General features: G+C 65.5%; 21 protein-coding genes. 10 read left to right on the forward strand and 11 right to left on the reverse strand.

All coding sequences use genetic code 11. The features are described from left to right. Nucleotides 1–663 precede the first annotated feature (663 nt). The gene (locus WEB52_09720) at nucleotides 664–1,683 is read left to right on the forward strand and encodes a nucleotidyl transferase AbiEii/AbiGii toxin family protein (protein ID MEX2226712.1); all 1,020 of its coding nucleotides are present in this window, start codon (nucleotides 664–666) and stop codon (nucleotides 1,681–1,683) included. Nucleotides 1,684–1,687: 4 nt separating this feature from the next. Here WEB52_09720 and rpe read toward each other — a convergent pair whose 3' ends face one another. The 4 genes from rpe to WEB52_09740 are packed head-to-tail and all read right to left on the reverse strand — an operon-like array spanning nucleotide 1,688 to nucleotide 6,314. Beyond that, nucleotides 1,688–2,359 carry a ribulose-phosphate 3-epimerase gene (gene rpe / locus WEB52_09725; protein ID MEX2226713.1) on the reverse strand — a complete coding sequence of 224 codons (672 nt, stop codon included), beginning with the start codon at nucleotides 2,357–2,359 and terminating at the stop codon, nucleotides 1,688–1,690. Next, nucleotides 2,356–3,864 (reverse strand): argininosuccinate lyase, encoded by a 1,509-nt coding sequence (gene argH / locus WEB52_09730; GenBank protein ID MEX2226714.1) that lies wholly within the window; start codon nucleotides 3,862–3,864, stop codon nucleotides 2,356–2,358. Before argH ends, rpe begins: the two co-directional genes overlap by 4 nt. Continuing rightward, nucleotides 3,789–5,471 (reverse strand): hypothetical protein, encoded by a 1,683-nt coding sequence (locus tag WEB52_09735; protein ID MEX2226715.1) that lies wholly within the window; start codon nucleotides 5,469–5,471, stop codon nucleotides 3,789–3,791. Before WEB52_09735 ends, argH begins: the two co-directional genes overlap by 76 nt. A gap of 3 nt (nucleotides 5,472–5,474) precedes the next feature. Further along, a complete protein-coding gene (locus tag WEB52_09740; protein MEX2226716.1) occupies nucleotides 5,475–6,314 on the reverse strand; it encodes an HAD family hydrolase in 840 nt (279 codons plus the stop codon). A 51-nt stretch (nucleotides 6,315–6,365) separates the two neighbouring features. On the opposite strand from WEB52_09740, the gene WEB52_09745 reads away from it, so the two are divergent. Next, complete coding sequence (locus WEB52_09745) at nucleotides 6,366–6,878, forward strand: plastocyanin/azurin family copper-binding protein (protein ID MEX2226717.1); 513 nt, start codon at nucleotides 6,366–6,368, stop codon at nucleotides 6,876–6,878. Between the two features lie 123 nt (nucleotides 6,879–7,001). After that, entirely contained in the window at nucleotides 7,002–8,399 is a 1,398-nt protein-coding gene (locus WEB52_09750) for an HD domain-containing phosphohydrolase (GenBank protein MEX2226718.1), read from the forward strand. 69 nt (nucleotides 8,400–8,468) lie between these two features. Here WEB52_09750 and WEB52_09755 read toward each other — a convergent pair whose 3' ends face one another. The 4 genes from WEB52_09755 to WEB52_09770 form a co-directional block, all read right to left on the reverse strand. Further along, nucleotides 8,469–8,681, reverse strand: a complete 213-nt coding sequence (locus WEB52_09755; protein MEX2226719.1) for a hypothetical protein — start codon at nucleotides 8,679–8,681, stop codon at nucleotides 8,469–8,471. Nucleotides 8,682–8,808: 127 nt separating this feature from the next. Then, entirely contained in the window at nucleotides 8,809–9,822 is a 1,014-nt protein-coding gene (locus WEB52_09760; protein ID MEX2226720.1) for a P63C domain-containing protein, read from the reverse strand. 150 nt (nucleotides 9,823–9,972) lie between these two features. Next, nucleotides 9,973–11,577, reverse strand: coding sequence for an alpha-amylase family glycosyl hydrolase (locus tag WEB52_09765; protein ID MEX2226721.1), 1,605 nt, complete (start codon nucleotides 11,575–11,577; stop codon nucleotides 9,973–9,975). 105 nt (nucleotides 11,578–11,682) lie between these two features. Beyond that, the gene (locus tag WEB52_09770) at nucleotides 11,683–12,399 is read right to left on the reverse strand and encodes a Vms1/Ankzf1 family peptidyl-tRNA hydrolase (protein MEX2226722.1); all 717 of its coding nucleotides are present in this window, start codon (nucleotides 12,397–12,399) and stop codon (nucleotides 11,683–11,685) included. A 71-nt stretch (nucleotides 12,400–12,470) separates the two neighbouring features. Here WEB52_09770 and WEB52_09775 point away from each other — a divergent pair, with 71 nt between their 5' ends. The 5 genes from WEB52_09775 (at nucleotide 12,471) to WEB52_09795 (ending at nucleotide 17,845) form a co-directional block, all read left to right on the forward strand. Continuing rightward, a complete protein-coding gene (locus tag WEB52_09775; protein ID MEX2226723.1) occupies nucleotides 12,471–13,277 on the forward strand; it encodes an alpha/beta hydrolase in 807 nt (268 codons plus the stop codon). A gap of 164 nt (nucleotides 13,278–13,441) precedes the next feature. Beyond that, nucleotides 13,442–14,455, forward strand: coding sequence for an iron ABC transporter substrate-binding protein (locus tag WEB52_09780; protein MEX2226724.1), 1,014 nt, complete (start codon nucleotides 13,442–13,444; stop codon nucleotides 14,453–14,455). A 2-nt stretch (nucleotides 14,456–14,457) separates the two neighbouring features. Next, a complete protein-coding gene (locus WEB52_09785) occupies nucleotides 14,458–16,044 on the forward strand; it encodes an iron ABC transporter permease (GenBank protein ID MEX2226725.1) in 1,587 nt (528 codons plus the stop codon). After that, nucleotides 16,041–17,066, forward strand: coding sequence for an ABC transporter ATP-binding protein (locus WEB52_09790; protein ID MEX2226726.1), 1,026 nt, complete (start codon nucleotides 16,041–16,043; stop codon nucleotides 17,064–17,066). The genes WEB52_09785 and WEB52_09790 overlap by 4 nt, the downstream gene beginning before the upstream one ends. A 77-nt stretch (nucleotides 17,067–17,143) precedes the next feature. Beyond that, a complete protein-coding gene (locus WEB52_09795; protein ID MEX2226727.1) occupies nucleotides 17,144–17,845 on the forward strand; it encodes a metal-dependent transcriptional regulator in 702 nt (233 codons plus the stop codon). Between the two features lie 123 nt (nucleotides 17,846–17,968). On the opposite strand, the gene WEB52_09800 is transcribed toward WEB52_09795, so the two are convergent. Beyond that, nucleotides 17,969–18,127, reverse strand: coding sequence for a hypothetical protein (locus tag WEB52_09800; GenBank protein MEX2226728.1), 159 nt, complete (start codon nucleotides 18,125–18,127; stop codon nucleotides 17,969–17,971). Here WEB52_09800 and WEB52_09805 point away from each other — a divergent pair. Then, complete coding sequence (locus WEB52_09805; GenBank protein MEX2226729.1) at nucleotides 18,126–18,914, forward strand: hypothetical protein; 789 nt, start codon at nucleotides 18,126–18,128, stop codon at nucleotides 18,912–18,914. The two genes, WEB52_09800 and WEB52_09805, sit on opposite strands and share 2 nt — an antisense overlap. 142 nt (nucleotides 18,915–19,056) lie before the next feature. Beyond that, nucleotides 19,057–19,920 (forward strand): aldo/keto reductase, encoded by an 864-nt coding sequence (locus tag WEB52_09810; protein MEX2226730.1) that lies wholly within the window; start codon nucleotides 19,057–19,059, stop codon nucleotides 19,918–19,920. A gap of 41 nt (nucleotides 19,921–19,961) precedes the next feature. Here WEB52_09810 and ybeY read toward each other — a convergent pair whose 3' ends face one another. Beyond that, entirely contained in the window at nucleotides 19,962–20,420 is a 459-nt protein-coding gene (ybeY, locus tag WEB52_09815; GenBank protein MEX2226731.1) for an rRNA maturation RNase YbeY, read from the reverse strand. A 225-nt stretch (nucleotides 20,421–20,645) separates the two neighbouring features. Further along, a complete protein-coding gene (locus tag WEB52_09820; GenBank protein MEX2226732.1) occupies nucleotides 20,646–21,170 on the reverse strand; it encodes a hypothetical protein in 525 nt (174 codons plus the stop codon). Nucleotides 21,171–21,338 lie beyond the last annotated feature (168 nt).

Here is a 21,338-nt window from a genome sequence, read left to right on the forward strand (position 1 = left end):
GTTGCTTTTTTCACGAATTAGATTCACAATGCCTCATGGGTGGACAGTGAGCACTACGGCGACGATCTCACATCGGATTCGAAAGCGCATTGATCAGCACCGTCCTGGCTGGGTCTTCACCCCGTTCGACTTCATCGACCTAGGATCACCAAGCGCCATCGGGATGACGCTGCAGCGGCTTCGACAAGAGGGGAGCATCCGTCGCATCGCACGGGGAATTTACGAGCTGCCGAAGTCGCACCCACGCCTTGGCAAACTCGCTCCCACTCCTGATGCGGTGGCCGAGGCACTTGCCCGCCGCAGCGGTGCGCATTTCCAGCCGTCGGGTGGGGCGGCGGCGAACATACTACGCCTGTCTGAGCAAGTCCCCGCCCAGCATATGTATGAAACTGACGGCAGAGGCCGGACGCTTCACATCGGAAACCAGACCATCACGCTTAGAAAGGCCGCGACGAAGAAGCTAACGGCTGCGCCGACAAGCAATCTGGTATTCGCTGCTCTTCGAAGCATTGGAAGACAGAACACAACGAAGAGGCGCGTCTCCCACCTGCGTTCAACATTATCTCCACGAGATCGGAGACAGCTACTCAAAGATCTCCCACGGGCTCCGGTATGGATGCACGAGCTGCTGCGCTACATCGCGATCGACTCCGGCGATGAACGATGAATTTTGCTCAACTGCCAATAGAGGAGCGACAGACCTTCATCGCCGAGGCAGCAGCCCGCCTTGGCGTCTCCGAGGTTCTTGTTGAGAAGGACTTCTGGGTTTGCTGGACTCTGGCGCGGATATTCGGCGTTCCTGAGATCGCTCCGCACCTCGTGTTCAAGGGGGGAACGTCGCTTTCCAAGGTCTTCAATGCAATCAAACGTTTCTCTGAAGATATAGATCTCTCAATCTCGCCTGGGATTCTTGGAGTTGAGGAGAGCACCCTATGGGAGGCACCGTCAAAGAAGCAACGCCAACAGCGCGTGGAAGCATTGGAGATTGCATGCATCGCCTACGTCCGGGACGACGTGCAGCCGAAGCTAAGGGCGGCGTTCCGGGACGTGCTGAACGGCTATAGCGAACAGTGGGAGTTGAGGTTCGAACTTGACGGCGCTGTCGGATCGCCGAACCTCTTGTTCTCATATCCCTCCGCCGGGACAACACCCGTCTCCTACTTTCGGAAGAGCGTCAAACTTGAGTTTGGCTCTCTCTGCGATCAGATTCCGTTCGACAAGCACGCCATCACTCCTCTGATTCAGCGGGTAATTGATGAGCCATTCGACGACTTCGAGATCCTAGTGATCGCGCTTGAGTTCGGGCGCACATTCTGGGAAAAGGCAACGATACTTCATGCAGAGAACCATAGACCAACGGATCGTCCATTCCGCGATCGGATCGCACGTCACTATTCAGACTTCGCGGCTCTTTGGAGCCATCCGTTGGCGGGGCGGGCTGTTGAGAACCGCGAGATGCTGAGATCCGTGGTTCGACACAAGCAAATGTTCTTCCCGTCGGGCTGGGCGAGCTACGACACGGCTCAGTCACCCACGATGCGGTTAGTCCCACCGAAACGTAGGCTTCGCGAACTAGAGACTGATTACCTCGCTATGCAGGAGATGTTCCTGAAGGCGCCTCCTGGCTTTGCCTTGGTTGTCGAGGAGTTGCAGCGCGCAGAGATCGCGATTAATTCGTCCTAACCGTCTACGCCCGCACCTTCGATGCAGCTTCGCGGAGCATCCGGAGGTTGGTTTGCGGCGAGGCTTCGCTGTTGAAGACGCTCGAGCCGCAGACGAGGATGTCGGCGCCCGCTTCGATGCAGGTGGCGACGTTGTGCGCCTTGACGCCGCCGTCCAGTTCGACCTCCGGCGCGACGCCGCGCATGGCGAGCATCGCGCGCAGGCGGCGCACTTTGTCGAGCATCGACGGCAGCAGCTTCTGGCCGCCCCAGCCCGGGTTGATCATCATCACCATCACCTGGTCGGCGACGTCGAGCACGTCTTCGATCGCGGCGAGCGGCGTCGCGGGGTTGATGCAGATGCCGGCGCGCTTGCGCATGGCGTGGATGCTGCGCAGCAGCCGGTCGGCGTGCGCGGTCGCTTCGACGTGGAAGTTGATCGTGTCGCCGCCGGCCTCGATGAACGCTTCGAACTGGCGCTCGGGGTTCGCGATCATCAGGTGGATATCGAGCGGCAGGCGCGTCACCTTGCGCACGGCCTCGACGACGATGGGGCCGAACGTGATCGGCGGCACAAAGTGTCCGTCCATGACGTCGAGGTGGATCATGTCGGCGCCACCCGCCTCGGCGGCGCGGATCTGGTCGGCGATCTGGCCGAAGTCTGCGGTGAGGACCGACGGTGCGAGCTTGATGCTCATCGCGGGCGCGATCGCTTCTTCTTCGGCGCGACGGCCGGCTTCGGGGCGAGCGCATCGATGCGCTTGCGGGCGCGGCGCAGCGCGGCGGCGACCTGTCGCGGCGCCGTGCCGCCGGGCACGTCGCGCGAGCGCAGCGACGCCATGACGTCGATGCCGAGCGCGTCCTTGTCGAACAGCGGCGAGAAGCGTCGCATGTCTTCGAGCGTCAGCATCTGCAATTCGACGCCGTTGCTCTCGGCGTAGCGGACGAGCTTGCCGACGGCCTCGTGCGCGTCGCGGAACGGCAGCCCCTTGCGCACCAGGTAGTCGGCGAGGTCCGTGGCGAGCGAGTAGTTCGCGACTGCGGCCTTGCGCGCGCGCTTCGCATCGACCTCGATGCGCGGGAGCATCGCGGCGAGCACGTCGAGCGTCGCCAACAGCGTGTCCTCGGCGTCGAAGAGGGCTGGCTTGTCTTCTTGCAGGTCGCGGTTGTAGGCGAGCGGCAGCCCCTTGAGCATCGTCAGCACGTTGACGAGCTGGCCGGTGACGCGGCCAGTGCGCCCGCGCGCCAGTTCGGCGACGTCGGGGTTCTTCTTCTGCGGCATGATGCTCGAGCCGGTGGCGAACGCATCGGGCAGGCGGATGAACGCGAACTCGGCGCTCGACCACAACACCACCTCTTCGGCGAGGCGCGACGCGTGTACCATTGTGAGCGCGGCGGCGCTGATGAAGTCGACGACGAAATCACGGTCGGACACCGCGTCGATGCTGTTCGCCGTCACGTCGCTGAAGTCCAACTCCTCGGCGACGGACGCGCGGTCGACGGGATACGGCACGCCGGCGAGGGCGCCGCTGCCCAGCGGTGACTGGTCCACCATCAGGTGCGCGAAGCAAAAGCGCGTGTGGTCGCGCGCGAACATCTCGACGTACGCGAGCATGTGATGCGCGAAGAGCACGGGCTGCGCGCGCTGCAAATGCGTGTAGCCGGGCATGACGGCTGTGCGGTTCGCCTCGGCGAGGTCGAGCAGCGCGGACTGCAGCGCGAGGAGCCCCGCCGCGGCGCGTTCGACGGCGTCCTTCGCGTACATGCGGAAGTCGGTCGCGACCTGGTCGTTGCGCGAACGCGCGGTGTGCAGCTTGCCAGCGACCGGGCCGATCTTCTCGGCAAGACGCGTCTCGACGTTCATGTGCACGTCTTCGAGGTCGGGGCGCAGCACAAACTCGCCGCGCGCGTACTCATCCATGATCTCGACGAGCCCGCGGACGATCGCGTCGGCGTCTTTCTTCGGGATGATGCGCTGGCGTCCGAGCATGCGGGCGTGCGCGATCGAGCCGGCGATGTCGTACGGAAGCAGGCGCGCATCGGCGGCGATCGACGCGGTATACGCTTCGACGAGCGCATCGGTCGGCTGCTCGAAGCGGCCGCCCCAGGGCTTCTGGCGGGCGCCGTTCAGGGACTGCGGGGCGGACTTGCCACGCTTGCCTGCACCGCGACCGGCTGGCGGCGGACCAGCATGTTGAACCAACGCCCCTCCTCGATCTCGACGCTGCGCGCTTCGTACTCGGCCCAGAGCCGCGGCCGGCTCAGCAGGTCGGCGCGCGCCGCGATGAGCGTGCCGCCCAGCGCGCTGTATGCCCCCTCATCGAAGGGATAGTCGGTGAGGGAGTCTGCGAGGATGATGATATCAGGCCGCCGATCGAGGACGTATTCCGAGTCGTACTTCTCGTGGCCGGCGGGCAGCAGGCCGACCTCGATGTCGCGGTGCGCGATGTGCTCGTCGTTGAGGCCGAGCATGTCGATGGTCTCGAGCCCCGATTCGTACGGGATAGCGCCCGCCGCGACAACGGCGATCAGCGTCTCGTCGGGGACGTTGTCGCGCAGCCAGCGGCCGATCTCGATGCGGTCGCGCATGGCGTCGCGTTCGCCGGTGAGCGCCGTATCGCGCGACGACGGGTGCAGCGTGAACGCCAGCAGGCCGGCGAACGCCACGGCGACGGCGACTTCGGCGAACCAGCGCGGCGGCCGGCGCTCGAAGTGCGCCTCGACGATCAGCGCGGCGGCCGCAGCGGCGACGGCGCCGTAAAACAACGGCGATATCGACGAGAAGAAACGCAGGCGCACGAGCGAATCGCCGCCGACGTAGACCACGTACGCGAACCAGGCGAGAAGCAGCACGAAGCTGTAGAGCGCGGCCATGCGGCGTATCGACGTCAGCGTGCCGGCGAGCGGCAAGAGCAGCACGAGCCACGCCGCATACTGCTGCGCGAACGCTTGCAGGTACTGGATGCCGCGCTCGTACTGGTCGACGCCGGAGCCGACCTTCGCGTAGTAGGTGTTCGGGAAGAACCAGTCGTACGCCGCGTAGCGCCAGGCGAAGTACGGCAGGTAGAGCACCGCGAAGCCGGCGAGCCAGAGCGCGAAGCGGCCCGCCTCTCGCAGTACCGCGCCGCGGACGTACGAACGGCGACGCAGCGCGTAGACGCGCGTACTTGCTTCGAGGATCTTGAAGAGGACCGACACGCCGAAGAGCAGCACGCCTTCCGGTCGCGTCATCGCAGCGAGCGCCCAGACGGCGCCCGACGCCGGCGGCCAGCCGTGCTCGAGCTCGCGGATGTGCAGCAGCACCGCGACGATGATCAAGAGCGCGAACATGCCGTTTTCCAGGCCTGCGCCGGACCACGCCGCGAACGGGCCGGAGGCAGCGAGGATCAACGCCGCGCCGATGCCGGCGATGCGCCCCGCGTCGCCTTCGAGCAGTTCGCGGGAGAGCGCGTAGGCGCCGCCGATCGCGCCCAGGCTGAGCGCGAAGCCCAACCAGCGCGCCGAGTCGGCGATGTCAGCGCCGGCCTTCGCGAGACCGGCGAGCGACACGACCCAGAGAAAGTTCGTGTAGCCCTCGACCCACTCGCCGCGGTTCCACACCAGGCCCATGCCGTCGGCGAAGTTCTGCGCGTAGCGATACGAGATGTACGCGTCGTCCGACGTGTAGTCGAAGTAGACGATGCCGTGCAGCCACAACACCACGCCGCCCCCGACGACCGCCGCGACAGCGTAGAGGTTCGTGACGCGCGCGAACGCCCACGCGATGGCCGCGATAGCCATCGTGAAGGCCACGAGTGCGGGGAAGGGCATCGGTTACGGAAAGATCGGGAGCTGTGTCAGCTCCGTGAGGGTCCAGATTGTGTAATCGGGCGTGACGCCTTCGCCGCCGCCCCACTCGCCGAGCGCGCGGCCGGTCTCGGCGCGAGTGGCGCCGGGCTTACCCTGCTGCGGCGGGCCTTCGCCGACCTGCTCCTTTTCGTGCGGCGGGTCGGCATTGTGGACGCGTCGCCAGATGGCGGTCATGCCGAGCGTCTGCGCCGCGGCGACGTCGGCGCGGAGCGAGTCGCCGACCATCGCGGTCTCCCTTGGATCGATCTTCATCTCGTCGATGACGTGCTGGAAGATCTGCGGATGCGGCTTCATGTAGCCCAGGTCGCACGAGACCGCGACCGACTCGAAGTAGGTGTCGAGGCGCAGTTCGCGCATCTCCTCGGCGAAGCGCGGCCCACCGAACACGCGGTTCGTCACGACGCCGAGACGGATGCCGCGGTCACGCAGCCAGTCGAGCACCGGGTAGGCGTCATCAAACATGGTGCGGCCCAGCATCAGGCCGCCGAGGTTCCAGGCGTCCCAGAGCTGCGCCGCCTGCTCGTGCGTGATATCGACCCCCTTGCCGGCGACGATCTGGCGGACCGCCTCGTTGAAGTCGGGGCTGACGCAGTCGGACTCGTAGGCGGCGCGGTCGGCCTTCTCGATGCCGAGGCGGATGTCGCGGCCGAGGAAGCGCAGTTCACCTTCGAAGGGCACGCCCCACGACTTCACGGTGTCGCCGACGCGCCGCACGGTCTCCATGCGGATGTGGTCGGTCGACGGCATCTTCGGGAAGTGCCAGAGCGTGTCGCCGAGGTCGAACAGGACGCTTTTGATCGCCATGGTGTCGAGGATAACGCGTCCGGGGGTTAGACGCTGCCTGCCGCCGGGGACGTGACGTTCCGTCTGGAGGATGATGCAGCGCATGGACGAACCCGTATCATTGGCGCACTGGGAGGCGCAGGCATGCGTAAGGTCGTGATCGGAATCGCGCTGGTGGCCGGGTTACTCTTCGCCGGATGCGGTGGTGTCGACGTGCCGGATCATCCCGATCCCCTGGGTCATCGACCTGAGACCACCCACGAGCTGCGCGTTCAGGCCAGGGCGGCGACGTTCATTCCGGCGGAACTCACCGTGAAGGTCGGCGCGACGACGCAGCTAACATTCGAGAACGTCGATGAGGCCGAGCACGACTTCCAGATTGACCAGATCGATGTTGATGTGATGGAAGGCGAAGTCGAACACGAAGCCGGGCACGAGAGCGGCGACCTGGTGGTCCACACGCAGGGCGGCGAAACGGATACCATCACGTTCGTGATCAACGAGCCGGGCACGTATGACTTCTACTGCACCCTCCCGGGCCACAAGGACGCAGGTATGGCAGGGACACTCGAGGCGACATCGTAGCTGCACGAGGTAACCGGAACGACCAACCTTGAAGCAGCCGTGCTGGCACGTAGGGAAATCCATACTCAAAAGTCCATACCGCCTGTCGATACTCCCGAAAGCGACGATTGGGAGGAACCTGCGATGGCAAGCGGACGCATATGGATTGTGGCTGGTGCTGCCCTGCTCGCACCGCTGGCGCTGCTGGCGGTGTTCCGGGCGTTCACCGAAGCTGACCGCCTGATCATGGGCGACGGCCTGCACTTCTGGTCGGTCGGCGTTACGGCACTCGCCGCAGCCGTCGCGTGCGCCATCGTCGTGGCTTCCGCGCGGTCGCTTCGGGAGACGCGGCTGCTGTTCCTGGCGCTCGCATTTATGTCAATCGGCGGCGTCTTCTCGATTCACGGCCTGCTGACGCCGGGCGTCCTCGTACACCAGTTCCACCCCGCGCTTGTCGTTTCGAGCTGGGTGAGCATCCTCTGCGGCTCGGTGTTCGTCGCGATGAGCGCGATGACGCTGCCGCAGGCCTTCGACCGCGGCGTCCGCCGCGCCGGCACGACGATCTTCGCCTGGGCGACCGTCGCCATCGCCACCTACATTGCGATGAGCTTCGCGTACCCGGGCTGGCTCGACTGGGCGCCGACCGACGACCGCACGGTGCAGTACTTCCTGACGGCGCTCGCGACCGGGCTGTTCGCGTTTGGCGCGCTGCGCTACTGGCAGGCATACCAGTTCGCGCGGCTTCCATCGCAGGGCGCGATGGTGGTGGCGCTCGTGCTGCTCGCGCAGGTGCCGGCGATCCTGCTCTGGGGCGTCGTCTGGCACGCGTCGTGGTGGATGTATCACGTCGTCTACGGCGCGGCGTTCTGCGTGCTGTTCGCCGGCTGGGCGGTCGAAGTGCGGCGCGCCGGCTCGCTGAAGGTGATCTCCGAAGGGCTTTCGATGCGCGACGCGCTCTCGCAACTGGCGCGCGGGCAGGACGCGCACGTGCTGGAGCTGGTCGACGCGATCGAGGCGAAGGACCACGCGACGCTCGGCCACGTCCGGCGCGTGAGCGCGTACGCACTCTCGATCGGTCGGAAGCTCGGGCTTTCGGCGCCGGAACTGCGCTCGCTGGCGATCGCGGCCGAACTGCACGACGTCGGCAAGATCGGCGTGCCGGACTGGATCCTGGGCAAGCCGTCGAAGCTCACGGAAGAAGAGTTCGCCGAGATCAAGAAGCACACCGGCCGCGGCTACGAGATCGCCACGCGCATCGACGTCCTGCGCGAGATCGCGCCCGTGATCCGCGCGCACCACGAGCGCATGAACGGCAGTGGCTACCCGGACGCCCTGCGCGGCGACGACATTCCGATGGCGGCGCGCATCATCGCCGTCGCCGACACGTACGACGCGATGACGTCGACGCGGCCGTACCGCCCGGCGATGACGCACGACGCAGCGATCGCCGAACTGCGGCGCGTCAGCGGCGTGGAACTGGACGCGCGGTGCGTCGATGCGTTCCTGTCGTCGTTGGATGAAGAGTTGGCGGCCGCGGCGTAGCGCGCGAGTTGTTATTTGTCGGTCTCAGCTTCTCGTTTTTGACTACGTTGGCGCTTAAGTCAATTCAACCTACGCGCCTACAAGCAAGTCCGAAGTTAGGCGTCCCTGCACTATCCATGCGTTGTCCCATCCGTCACCCATAGGCAGGTGCGGCGTGAACTCAACGAGATAGATGTGCATGGGGTCGGGGATGTCCACCACGGTCGCGGGAGCATCTCGGTGTTTTGTACGCGGGTCGATCTTCTGAAGCTGTACGGTCACCTTGTCGCCGATTTGGAACATCTGAACCTCCATCTCGATTATGTCGCGATGTGCTTCCAGTATGCCAGATTGGTGAGACACGAGTGGCGGAACTCGTCACCGAACGTGCGGTTAGCCGTAGCTCGAAGAGCGGCGAGAAGCGCCGGGACTACAGGCCCTTACCGTCGTCGTCATCGAACTCGATCACCATCGGCAACGTTGCGTCGTACCTTGGGTGAATCCGATCGAGCTTGGCCTGAAAGTCTTTCCAGTCTCCACTCAACTTCATGAGTGTCACAACCGAGCCCAAGTGCTCGCGCAACTTGGGATAACCGAGATTGGATGTTAGTCGCTGAAAGTAGCGATGCTTGGGTCGCCCGTCCTCTGTCCTGGGCGTCACCTTCTTGAGTTCGTCGAGCACGCCGGGTGCTAGGCGCTTGTAGATAAAATCGTTCGTGAGGTGCCCGAAGTATTGTGGTCTGCGCACCGAGTCAGCCGGGTAATCCAACCCTCGAAGTCTGAATAGATGCCGGTAGTAGTCGTCGGGGAAGGTTTGCACCCACGCTTGAATCTCCTTCGCGACGAACGCCTCCAGAATGCGCGCCAATGCATCCTTAGCGCGGAGTTCTTGAAATCCGGTGGCCTCATCGACAAGTGCGATGATCCCGGTGTGGGCCAGACCTCGAACGAGGATTTCGGCCTGCCGTGCAACAGGCCGTTGCTGATGGGGCAGGGCCCCGGCATCGTTCGCTCGCAGATAGATGTCACAGACCAAAGGCAGCAACTCGGCGCGATAACCACTCGCGCGGCTCCCACTCGGCGTGTGAAACGTGATGGGCCTGCTTTTCTCCACAACCTCGTCGGGGATGAACGGACGGATCGCCTTTCCTTGTAGGATTGCCGGTAGCTGCTCTTCTCCTTCCTTGCGGACGTTGGCCTTTCGGTGGCGACCGAGCGCCTCAAGGAACCCCGCCTGGGATAGGACACGTGTGCCGTCCTCCAACACGTAGCACTGGATCTCGACTTCTCCGATTCTGATCGGTCGGTCCGGCGATCCACACACGGCCTGCGGCAGCTCTTGCTGCCACCTGGCAGCCGCCGCCCGCCGTGCGATCTTGTTGCGCTCCTCTTGTGTAAGGCTCTTCGCTCTCGCGACTCCGCCCCTCGCTCTTCCGACCACCATTGGCATTCCCTCCTTGTGCTTGCATTATCGCCCTGGTAAGCGGATCTTGCAAGCATGACATGGCCCATGCTTGCATTTCTCTCCTCTCTGCCCCAACAGGGGCGAAGTCTGTGGGCCTTCGGGAACCAGGGGGCTCACGCTGGCCGGGCGTTATGCCCGCAACAGCCGTCCTTCGTTCGGCGCCAGTTCGATCCGGCGTGCAGCCGGCGCATTGCCGTGCGTGCTTGCGATCATCTCCGCCCGCGTCATTCCATCCGGCAGGTCGAAGGTCGCCGCATCGTTCGTGAAGTTCAGCGTCACGAGCAGCCGCTCATCGCCGTGCGTGCGGGTGTACGCGAAGACGCCCTCGGGCACGCCGTCGACTGCGGCGTAGTCGCCGTGCGTCAGCGCCTTCGACGAGCGGCGGAACCAGATCAGCCGCCGGTACAGCGACAGCAGCGAGCCGTCATCTTTCGCCTGGTCTTCGACGTTCACGCGCAGGTCGCCGTACGGAAGCCACGTCGTCGCGCCGCGGCTGAAGCCGCCGTCACGTGACCATGGCATGGGCGTGCGCTCCGGATCGCGCCCTTTCGCGAAGAAGCGCGCCGGATCCTGCAATTGCGCCTCCGGCACGTCGACGTCCTCCATGCCGATCTCTTCGCCGTAGTAGATGAATGGCGTGCCGCGCAGCGTCAGCAGCAGCATCGCGCCGACCCGCGCGCGCGCCTGCCCCAGCCCGTCGCCGTCGACGCGCGATGCGAACCGGGAGACGTCGTGGTTGCCGAGCACGTAGTTCGGCCACAGCGACGGCGGCAGCGCCGCCTCGAACTGGTCGATGCGCTTGCGCACGTGGTCGGCGCGCCAGCGTTCGGTGAAGATGCGCACGAGCGGAAAGTTGAAGGCCAGGTGCAGGCCATCGGCGGCCTCACCGCCGTAGTAGCGCACGATGTTCTCCGGCGGCCCGAACACTTCACCGATGGTCATGCGCTCCGGGAACTCGTCGACCGTCCTGCGGATGCGCTTCACCGCGTCGAAGGTATCGGGCCAGTCGCGGTCGTAGATGTGCCGCTGCAGCATGGTCTGCGCCAGCACGCGGAAACGCTCGTCGGTCTCGGGCGGGTTGTCGCGCAGTTGCTCGTCCTTGATGATGCGGTCCATGACGTCGATGCGGAAGCCGTCGATGCCGCGTTCCATCCAGAAGCGCAGCACGTCGTGCATCGCGCGCTCGACGTCCGGATTGCGCCAGTTGAGGTCGGGCTGCTCGACGAGGAACGAGTGCAGGTAGTACTGCTGCGTCTTCTGGTCCCATTCCCACGCCGGACCGCCGAACGCGGCGATCCAGTTGTTCGGCGGACTGCCGTCGGGTTTGGCGTCGCGCCAGACGTACCAGTCGCGCTTCTGCGAATCTTTCGACGAGCGTGACTCGATGAACCACGGATGCAGGTTCGAGCTGTGATTCGGCACGAAGTCGAGCAGCACGCGGATGCCGCGCTTGTGCGCCTCTCCGATCAGGCGGTCCATCGTCTTCAGGTCGCCGAAGTCGGGGTGGACGCCGCTGTAGTCCGAGACGTCGTAGCCGAAGTCCTTCATCGGCGAAGGAAACGTCGGCGAGAACCAGATGGCGTCGACGCCCAGCGACGCCGGCGTGCCGTCGTTCAGGTAGTCGAGACGCTCGATGACGCCCGCCAGGTCGCCGATGCCATCGGCGTTCGAGTCCATGAAGCTGCGCGGATAGATCTGGTAGATGATGCCGTGCTTCCACCACAGGTAGTCCAAGCGGTTCTCCCGTGCTCGTTGGCGTTCCGTTGGGGGCAAGTGCATCAGGTTGGGAGCGGAAGCGCAACGGTGGTGGAAGCGGGAAGCGAGAAGCGGGAGGCGGGATCAGGTTGAGACGGTGTAGACGTCTGACGACGTGACCTCGCGGGGCATGGATTCGAGCATCGCGAGCCGCGGGTCGCCGTGCGCCGCCAATATGCGCGACAGCAGGCGGTCGCCGAAGCGCTCGAAGTAGGAGCACTCTTTGCGAAACGCGAGCAGCGTGCGACGGTCGCCGCCCAGCAGCACATGTTCGATCTCGTCATCGTACGGCGTCAGCTTCTCGTGCGACGTCTCGCACGCCTTCTCGAACAGTTCGTGTACCTGCTTGTCGCGGATGCGGGCGAAGCGCGTCGAGGATTGGCCGCCCTTGCGATGCTTGTTCTTCACGAAGCGCTGGTCGACCTTCGAGTCGACGAGCTTGTTGCCGCGAAAGAAGCCGACGGCAAAGCCGCCGAGGCGCAGCAGGAAGACCGCGTACGCCCGCTGGCGCTCAAGCGATTCGACGAGCGGCGCGACGTGGACCTCGTCGAAGGCGCCGTCGCGGTCGAGCCGGAAGGGCGGCACGACGAGCGTCACGCCGCCCGCATGTTCGAACAGGACCGATCCCGTGTCCGACGCCGCAGCGATCTCCTCGAGCCGGGCAGCGTCGTCGGGATCGATGACGGCCGTCAGCGAGAGAGCGTCGCCGGGATTCGCATACACGGTGCGGCCGGCGCTGCCGTCGGGGGGCAGTGTCGCCAGCACGCGCTGCTTCGGCTCGTGAGTGCGCTCGATGGCCATTGGCGGCAGCGTACCGGTCGCGCCGCGCGGCTGCTCGCCGCTAACGGCGGCTCGCTGTACGGTAGCGCGACATGGCAAGCGAAACGAGCGGAGGTGCGCGCGTGCGGACGTTGGTGAGGGACGGCGTAGGCCTGGCCGTCGAGGAGGCGGGTGCGCCTGACGCGCCGGTGCTCGTCTTCGTACACGGCTGGACGTGCGACCGGTCGCACTTCGCGCCGCAGGTCGCGCACTTCTCGCCGGCGTATCGCTGCGTGTCCGTCGACCTGCGCGGCCACGGCGAAAGCGACGCGCCGGAGCAGGATTACACGATCGAAGCGCTCGCGGATGACGTCGCGTGGATCTGCGACAGCGCGAATGTCGCGGACGCGGTGTTCATCGGGCACAGCATGGGCGGGACGATCGTGCTGGCGTTATCGCACGCGCGTCCGGACCTGGTGCGCGCGCTTGCGCTGTTCGACCCGGCAATCCTCTTTCCGCCCGACGTGCAGACGCTCGCCAACCAGCTCGCCGATGCGTTCGCCGCGCCAGGCGGCATGGACACGGTGCGCCAGTTTGAAGATCAGCGATTCTTCACGTCGACGAGCGACGCGACGCTCAAGCAGCGCGTCGTCGATGCCGCCTGCTGCACGCCACAGCACGTGGTGGCGTCGGCGTTCAGGAGCGTCGCGACGTGGGATGCGCGGCCGGCGCTCGAAGCCGTGCGCGTGCCGATGCTGTACGTCGGTGCGGAGCCTCAGACCGCCGATATGGCGGTGCTTCGCGAACTGGCGCCGAAGACGATGATCGGCAACACCGTGGGTTCGGGGCACTTCCACCAGCTCGAGGTGCCCGAGCAGATCAACGCGATGCTCGCGCGGTTTCTGCAGATCGCCGGGTAGGAAGAAGGCCGCCACCGTCTCCGAAATTCGCACATATGCGCCTGAATCCGCGTAAACCTCGCGGCGCGGGCGCGACGGTTGACGTACGGCCCTTGTCCTAAGCCTCTGCACACCCAACACTTAAGTACATACTAATACTTGAGTGCTTTGGGACGGTTTACCCTATGAAGAGACTACGAATCCTGGCGGCGGCCGGCGTGGCGCTGCTTACGCTCGCAGCCGCCGCCGCTTGCGGTGGCGACGATCGCTCGACACTCACCGTGTACTCCGGCCGCTCGGAGAGCCTCGTCGGGCCGCTGCTCGAGCGCTACGCCGACGAGACCGGCGCCAGGGTCGAGGTCCGATACGCCAGCACGGCCGAACTCGCCTCGACGATCCTCGAAGAGGGCGGCAACAGTCCGGCGGACGTGTACTTCGCGCAGGACGCCGGAGCGCTCGGCGCGCTCGCGAAGGAACGGCGGCTGGTGGCGCTGCCGCAGTCCATCCTGGACCTCGTCGACGCGCGATTCCGCTCCGACGATGGTCGCTGGGTCGGGATCTCGGCGCGGGCGCGCGTCGTGGCGTATAACACGAACAACGTCGATCCGGCGGATCTGCCGGCTTCGATCCTGGACTTCACGGATCCGAAGTGGAAGGGCCGCATCGGCTGGGCGCCGACGAATGGTTCGTTCCAGGCGTTCGTCACGGCGCTGCGTCTCACGCAGGGCGACGCCGGCGCGCGCGCATGGCTCGAGGGCATCGAGGCCAATGACCCCGTCGCGTTTGACGGCAACCTGCCCGCGCTCGTAGCCGTCGCGAGTGGCGAACTCGACGTCGCGTTCATCAATCACTATTACCTGTACCAGCTTCGCAGCGAGACCGACGGGAACGTCGATGCGGCGAACTACTTTCTGCCGGGCGGCGACGCGGGCGCGCTCGTCAACGTCGCCGGCGCCGGCATTCTCGATTCCGCCGACAGCAGCGAAGAGGCGGAGCGGTTCATCGAGTGGCTGCTGACCGACGAGTCGCAGCAGTACTTCGCGTCGGAGACGCACGAGTACCCGATCGTCGACGGCGTGCCGGCCGAAGCTGAGCTGGTCGCGCTGAGAGATATCCAGACGCCGGCCATCGACCTGAGCGACCTGGATGACCTCGAGGGCACGCTGGAACTGCTGAGGGATACCGGAGTCATCCCGTAGCGATGGCCGCAATCACCGTACGCACCAGGCGTCCGCTCGACATCCCGATCGCATTGATCGGGACGTCCGCGCTTGTGGCTGCGGCGATGCTGCTGCCCATTGCGTACCTGGTCGTGCGCGTGTGGAACGCCGGCGTGTTCTGGGATGAAGTGACGGCGCCAGCAACGCGCGACGCGATCGTGCGCACGGCACTTCTGGCTGCGGCGACGACGGCGGGTGCGATCGCGATCTCGCTGCCGCTGGCGTGGCTGACGACGCGCACCGACCTGCCGTTCCGGCGCGCCTGGTCCGTGCTGCTGGTGTTGCCGCTCGCAATCCCGTCGTACGTCGGGGCGTTCACGTTCATCGCGGCATTGGGACCGCGCGGGATGCTGCAGGATGCGCTGGAGCCGCTGGGCGTCGACCGCTTGCCGGAGATCTATGGCTTCTGGGGCGCGTGGGCGGCGTTGACGCTCTTCACGTTCCCGTACGTGATGATGCCGGTGCGGGCGTCGTTGCGCGGCATCGACCGCTCGATCGAGGAAGCGGCGCGCGGGCTTGGCGCGGGCAGTCTTCGCGCATTCGCGCGCGTCACGCTGCCGCAACTGCGGCCGGCGATCGCGGCGGGCGGGCTGCTGGTGGCGCTGTACACGTTGAGTGACTTCGGCGCCGTGTCGCTGCTGCGCTTCGATTCGCTGACGCGCATCATCTACGTGCGATACACGTCATCGTTCGACCGGTCGTCGGCGGCGGCGCTGGCGTTGCTGCTGGTGGCGTTGACGCTCGTCGTTGTGACGCTGGAGAGCGCGACACGTGGCCGCGCGCGGTACCACGCCACATCGCGCCATCAGCCGCCTTCCGTCGTGCGGCTGGGGCACTGGCGCTGGCCCGCGCTGGCGTTTTGCAGCTTCATCCTGACGGTGTCGCTGTTGCTGCCCGTCTCGGTGATCGCGTACTGGCTCTTCCGGGGCATCGACGCCGGCGAGCCCGTAGGCTTCGTCCGCGAAGCGGCGTACAACTCGGTCTACGCGTCAGGGTTCGCGGCGGTGGCGGCCGCGATCGCGTGCATGCCGGTGGCGATCCTGGCGGTGCGCTATCCGAGCATGCTGAGCAGCGCCATCGAGAAGATCACCTACTCGGGATTCGCGCTGCCGGGTATTTCGATCGCGCTGGCGCTGGTGTTCTTCGCCGCGAATTACGCTGAGCCGGTGTACCAGACGCTGCCGCTGCTCGTGTTCGCGTACGTCGTACGGTTTCTGCCGCAGGCATATGGCGCCGTCCGCGCGTCGCTGTTGCAGGTCAACCCCAACACAGAGACGGCGGCGCGAGGGCTCGGGCGCGGCAAGGCGTACGTCTTCTGGCGCGTGACGCTTCCGCAGGTGCTGCCCGGGGTGTCCGGAGGGGCCGTGTTAGTCTTTCTTACGGTCATGAAAGAACTGCCTGCGACACTCATTCTCAGCCCGATCGGCTTCGATACGCTCGCCACCCGCATCTGGTCCGCGACCTCGGAGGGGTTTTACACGCGCGCCGCATTGCCGGCGCTGATCCTTGTGGCATTGTCGTCCTTGCCGATGCTGTTCAGCGTATTGCGCGAGGAGCGCCGCGCATGAGCGACGGCTTCCTGCGCTGCGAGGCTGTGACGAAGCGCTTCGGCAGCGTGCCTGCGGTCGATGGCGCCTCGCTTGACGTCGAACGCGGCCACACGCTGGCCCTGCTGGGCGCGAGCGGCTGCGGCAAGACGACGCTCCTGCGCCTGATCGCCGGATTCGAGCGCCCCGATGCCGGCGTCATCGAACTGGGCGGGCGCAGGTTGAACGGTCCGGGCACCTTCGTCGCGCCCGAGAAGCGGCGCGTCGGGTTGGTGTTCCAGGACTTCGCGCTGTTCCCGCACCTGAGCGTCGCGTCGAACGTGGCGTTCGGCATGACGGGCCGCAACGGTCGCCGCGCGCGCATCGAGGAGTTGCTGGCGCTGGTCGGGCTCGAGGGCCTGGGAGCGCGCATGCCGCATCAACTCTCGGGCGGACAGCAGCAGCGCGTGGCGCTCGCGCGTTCGCTCGCGGCGGAGCCAGAGCTGATCCTGCTCGACGAACCCTTCTCGAACCTCGACTCGGCGCTGCGACAACGCGTCCGCGCCGAAGTGCGGCAGATCATCGAGACGCTCGGCACAACGGCGATCTTCGTGACGCATGACCAGGAGGAGGCGCTGAGCCTCGCCGAGCACATCGCCGTGATGATCGAGGGCCGCATCGAGCAGGTCGGGCGCCCGGAAGAGGTCTACGGCCGCCCGGCGACGCGCGCCGTCGCCGAGTTCTTGGGCGACGCTAACTTCCTGCGTGGGGAGGCGCGCGAAGGCGCCGTCACGACGTCGATCGGCGTGATTTCGGCTCCCGAATCGCCGGCGGGCGCCGTAGAAGTGATGGTGCGCCCCGAAGATCTGCTCCTGTCATCCGAAGGTGGCGCGCCCGTGGAAGTCGTGAGCCACGAGTATTACGGCCACGATCAGATGGTCACGGTGCGCCTCCAGGGCGGCTCACTCGTGAAGGTGCGCGAGATCGCCGGGCACGCGTTCACGTCGGGCCAGAAGCTCGGCCTGCAGGTGCGCGGCCGCGTCGTGGTGTTTCCGGACCGCTAAAGCTTAGACGCACTCCGGCTTCTCCCCAAGACGATCGATTAGCATATACTCATCCCCAACCCCCAAGGAGCGCATCGATGGCGAACGCAGCCACGACGAACGATCACCCCACCGACACGATCGAGGACTATCTCCAGACGATCTACAGCCTGGAGACGGAAGGCGAGAAGCCGATCTCGGCGCGGCTGGCGCGCTGGATGAACGTGACGCCGCCGACGGCGTGGGCGACCGTGCAGCGCATGCACCGCGACGGGCTGGTGGAACTGGACGAAAAGAAGGTGATCCACCTCACCGAGCACGGGCGCGAGCTGGCGATGAGCGTCGCGCGGCGCCACCGGCTCGCGGAGCGCTTTCTGACGGACGTGCTAAAGCTCGGCTGGGCGGAGGCGCACCACCAGGCGCACCAGTTCGAGCACGGCATGACGCCGCTCATCGAAGAGCGGCTCTTCAAGCTGCTCGATAATCCGATGACGTGCCCGCACGGCAGCCCGATTCCCGGCACAGGCGCGGTGCTCGGGCCCGACTGGGTGCCGCTCGACACGCTCGCGCCCGGCGATGGCGCGGTGATGAAGTTCATCTCGGAGGAGCTTGAAGAGGACACGGAACTGCTCGGCTACTTGGACCGTCACAACCTGAAGCCGGGACAGGAGATCCGGATCGTCGAGAAGGTGACGTCGACGGGGCTGATCTCGATCGATAACGGCAACGAAACGGTGTCGCTGGGGTTGGCGGTGGCGGGGCGGATGCGGGTGTTGCCGGTCGACGGGACGAGCGAATAGCGGATGAGGGACGACGAAGCAAAAACGCAAACGGCAAGAGCAATCGGGAATCATCAAGGCTACCTCGATGAGCATGCTTGGCGGTACAACCATCGCTCTGACGAGCGGGCGCAGTTTGGGACGTTACTTCGGCGGGCACTTGCGCGGTGACGCTTTCGACACCTTCCGCAAGTCCTTCATGAAGTCGCTGCGCTTGGGAACGGGAATCTCCGCGCCCTGCTTCGTGCGCTGCTTCGTCTTGTCTTCGCGCTTGCCGTTGTTCATGAGGTGAGTTGACTCCATGCCCATAGCAGAGTTGGTCGGCGTAGCGTTGCGGCTCGAACGAGCGTACGAGCACATCGATGCTCTCAAGCACGAATCGCGGATGTTCATGATGGAGCTTCCGCAGCCCTATGCCATCACCATCGATAGTGAACTCGAAGGCGGAGAGCATATCGTGAGGGCCAAAGTGTTCCGTCGCCCGCCAGCGCGTCTCGGCATCCTGGCCATCGATGCTGCGCACAACCTCCGCGCGGCACTCGACATGGTTGCGTGGGAGTTGGCCCTCAAAGGGGATGATCCGCCGCCCCGAGACGATAGCCACACAGCGTTCCCCATTTGCACTAAGCCAGAGTATTGGGAATCGAATGGCACAAAGCGGAAGATCGAGCGAATCCCCTCTGAAGCGGTTGAGGTCATCAGGTCGTTTCAGCCGTACAACCGCTCACACACCGAGCCGCCCCGTCTCAGAGTGGTGCAATCGCTGGATAACTGGGGCAAGCACAAAGCTATACCAGAGATCACGAGTTTCTACATCGGACGCCTCACCATCCTGTCCGGATATGAACTCATCTCGTTCAACACCCGTGCGTTCGAGGACGGCGACGAAGTAGGCCGCGTCCGACGGATTGGCCCGCGGAATGATACGAATGAGCGCTTCCACGCGGAGGCCCTGTGCCACGTAGGGTTCTCTGTTGATGGCCCCGCGTATGGCTGGCCCATCGACTTCCTTGAGAACGCCTACAAGACGATCAGTGACGAGATAGTGCCAGCCTTCCAGCGATTCTTTGAGATCGTGCCGGGTAACTAGCCTGCCAAGCGTTTGCATGTTGACTCCTTAGTCCTTATACAGACAAAGGATAATTGCAACAGCCAACCGTCAATGGCGAACAGCGAAACAGCCAACAGCACAACAGAAAGACCACAGAGGCGCACGTCACAGGAGCTACGCAATGATTCCTGCGCAGCCTTTCGGGAAGACCGGGCACCACAGCACGAAGATCATCTTCGGCGCGGCGGCGATGTGGGGCGCGAGCGATGCTAGCGAGACGGCGCCGGTGCTCGACGTGCTGCTGCGATACGGCATCAACCACATCGACACGGCCGCGAGCTACGGTCGCTCGGAGCGCCGCGTCGGCGAGTGGATGGGCGCGCATCGCGACAAGTTCTTCCTCGCGACGAAGACCGGCGAGCGCACGTACGAAAAGGCGCGCGACCAGTTTCGACATTCGCTCGAGCGGCTGCAGGTGCAGAGCGTCGACCTGCTGCAACTGCACAATCTCGTCGATCCCGGCGAATGGGAGACGGCGCTGGCGCCCGGCGGCGCGCTCGAAGCGGCGGTCGAAGCGCGCGACGCGGGCCTGACGCGCTTCATCGGCGTGACCGGGCACGGCGTTACGGTCGCGGCGATGCACCTGCGCAGCCTCGAGCGCTTTCCGTTCGACTCCGTGCTGCTGCCGTACAACTACGTGATGATGCAGAACCCGCAGTACGCCGCCGACTTCGAGCAGCTCTCGAAGCTGTGCGCGGAGCGCGGCGTCGCCATGCAGACGATCAAGGGCATCACGCTCGGCCCGTGGAGCGATGAGCAACAGCGCACGCACACGACGTGGTACGAGCCGCTGACGGAACAGCGCGACATCGACCTCGCAGTGAGCTACGTGCTCGGCCGCGACGGCATCTTCCTGAACACCGTCGGCGACCTCTCGCTGCTGCCGCGCGTGCTCGACGCCGCGTCGCGCGCTTCCGGGCGGCCGGCGGACGCCGACATGCGCTCGCTCGTCGCGAGCCGCGCCATGACGCCGCTGTTCGTGTGAGTGGAGTTCCAAGTCTTAGGTTTAAGTTCTAAGTGCGTCGTTCAATGATGATGCGCTTCGCCCAGGATCGCGTCTTCGCGCACGCGCATGTTGCGCTCGTCATCGGCGATCTCGTGGTCGTAGCCGAGCAGATGCAGAATGCCGTGCACGAGAAGATGCGAAACTTCGTCCTGCAGCGACAGTCCGTACTCCTCCGCCTGGCGACGCGCCGTATCGATCGAGATGATGACGTCGCCGAGATGCGGCGACGCTTCAGCCGGACGCGCGAAGCCGTCGCCTTCCGTCTGCGAGAATGACAGCACGTCGGTCGGCGCGTCGATGCCGAGGTACTCGCGGTTGAGCGCCTGCACCATGGCGTCGCCGGCGAGCACGATGCTCAGTTCCGACGGCTTCACGACATCCTCCGCCTCGAGCACACGATGCGCGAGCCGCTCCAGTTCATGCGCATCGACGCCCGCTTCGCGCGCGTCCGACTGGAACTCGATGACGTAGCCGCTCATGCACGGATCGTATGTCGTGGGCGTGAGCGGAGCCAGTGCGGGGCGGTGCGGGCGCCGCCCGTTCGTCGCGACGCTGAAGCGGCCGCCGCCGGCCGCATCAGCCCACAATCGGTGAGAAGGAGGTGGATACTCCGCATCCGCGCCGGCGCCCGCACGGACGATCTACGTGCGGGTGAGTGCGCCGGTTCTTGAGCCGCGTGCCCCGGCACGATGTGGAGGGCCTCGCTACGGGGCGTCCGCCGCGTGCTGGGACCGGCGCGATGCAGAAACGGTCTGCCCGAGGTTCTTCGGGCCATCGCTGAGCGTGGCGGCCTCCGCGGCGGAGAGTGACTTCTTCAACTGGCCAAACGCGAAGTTGTGCTCACCCGTCGTCGCGTCGACCGGGATCGTCGCGAGCAGTTGTTCGACGGTCATCGCCTTCGCGCCGGCGATGGCGTAGAGCTTGAAGATCGCGCCCAAGCCGATGCCCCGGGCGTGCAGTGCGGTGACCTCGTCGGGTTGCACGCCGTAGGCTTCTGCGATGATCGCGGCCATGTCGACCGGCGTCTCGCCGTCCTCCTGCTGCTCCTGGAGGTTGCTGCTTACCGCCGTCTCGTGATCCGCCGCGTCGCTGCGCCGTTCCAGCGCCACCGCCGCTGCGTGCTCATCGCTGCGCCCGCGGTCGGAGAACGCGTAGGCGCTGCCGCCCGCGAGCATCGCGACGAGCGCGAGCGCAGCTACGCCGCTCCCGATGATCCAGCCCTTGGTCATGAGCATCCTCCGTTTGGTTAACGACTCAAGTGTCGGATCCGCGACGGGCGCGCGTCAACCCCGGATGGCGCGCAAAAGCCGGTTCGGCGTGTCGCGAGTCAAGAAACGAGGCTGGCGCGCCGGTCGCCTCACCCCGCCCCTCGCGCGGGAACATCCGCGTCGCGGACG

The sequence above is a fragment of the Dehalococcoidia bacterium genome, assembly GCA_040902535.1.
Taxonomy (GTDB): domain Bacteria; phylum Chloroflexota; class Dehalococcoidia; order DSTF01; family JACRBR01; genus JBBDXD01.

What these genes read in the sequence shown, in the direction of transcription:
- WEB52_09755 (MEX2226719.1), bottom strand. Translation starts at nt 8,681, where the DNA reads ATGTTCCAAATCGGCGACAAGGTGACCGTACAGCTTCAGAAGATCGAC.
- WEB52_09780 (MEX2226724.1), top strand. Translation starts at nt 13,442, where the DNA reads ATGAAGAGACTACGAATCCTGGCGGCGGCCGGCGTGGCGCTGCTTACG.
- WEB52_09720 (MEX2226712.1), top strand. Translation starts at nt 664, where the DNA reads ATGAATTTTGCTCAACTGCCAATAGAGGAGCGACAGACCTTCATCGCC.
- WEB52_09800 (MEX2226728.1), bottom strand. Translation starts at nt 18,127, where the DNA reads ATGGAGTCAACTCACCTCATGAACAACGGCAAGCGCGAAGACAAGACG.
- WEB52_09760 (MEX2226720.1), bottom strand. Translation starts at nt 9,822, where the DNA reads ATGGTGGTCGGAAGAGCGAGGGGCGGAGTCGCGAGAGCGAAGAGCCTT.
- WEB52_09820 (MEX2226732.1), bottom strand. Translation starts at nt 21,170, where the DNA reads ATGACCAAGGGCTGGATCATCGGGAGCGGCGTAGCTGCGCTCGCGCTC.
- WEB52_09775 (MEX2226723.1), top strand. Translation starts at nt 12,471, where the DNA reads ATGGCAAGCGAAACGAGCGGAGGTGCGCGCGTGCGGACGTTGGTGAGG.
- WEB52_09735 (MEX2226715.1), bottom strand. Translation starts at nt 5,471, where the DNA reads ATGCCCTTCCCCGCACTCGTGGCCTTCACGATGGCTATCGCGGCCATC.
- WEB52_09810 (MEX2226730.1), top strand. Translation starts at nt 19,057, where the DNA reads ATGATTCCTGCGCAGCCTTTCGGGAAGACCGGGCACCACAGCACGAAG.
- WEB52_09770 (MEX2226722.1), bottom strand. Translation starts at nt 12,399, where the DNA reads ATGGCCATCGAGCGCACTCACGAGCCGAAGCAGCGCGTGCTGGCGACA.
- WEB52_09790 (MEX2226726.1), top strand. Translation starts at nt 16,041, where the DNA reads ATGAGCGACGGCTTCCTGCGCTGCGAGGCTGTGACGAAGCGCTTCGGC.
- ybeY (MEX2226731.1), bottom strand. Translation starts at nt 20,420, where the DNA reads ATGAGCGGCTACGTCATCGAGTTCCAGTCGGACGCGCGCGAAGCGGGC.
- WEB52_09795 (MEX2226727.1), top strand. Translation starts at nt 17,144, where the DNA reads ATGGCGAACGCAGCCACGACGAACGATCACCCCACCGACACGATCGAG.
- WEB52_09805 (MEX2226729.1), top strand. Translation starts at nt 18,126, where the DNA reads ATGCCCATAGCAGAGTTGGTCGGCGTAGCGTTGCGGCTCGAACGAGCG.
- WEB52_09750 (MEX2226718.1), top strand. Translation starts at nt 7,002, where the DNA reads ATGGCAAGCGGACGCATATGGATTGTGGCTGGTGCTGCCCTGCTCGCA.
- rpe (MEX2226713.1), bottom strand. Translation starts at nt 2,359, where the DNA reads ATGAGCATCAAGCTCGCACCGTCGGTCCTCACCGCAGACTTCGGCCAG.
- WEB52_09785 (MEX2226725.1), top strand. Translation starts at nt 14,458, where the DNA reads ATGGCCGCAATCACCGTACGCACCAGGCGTCCGCTCGACATCCCGATC.
- WEB52_09740 (MEX2226716.1), bottom strand. Translation starts at nt 6,314, where the DNA reads ATGGCGATCAAAAGCGTCCTGTTCGACCTCGGCGACACGCTCTGGCAC.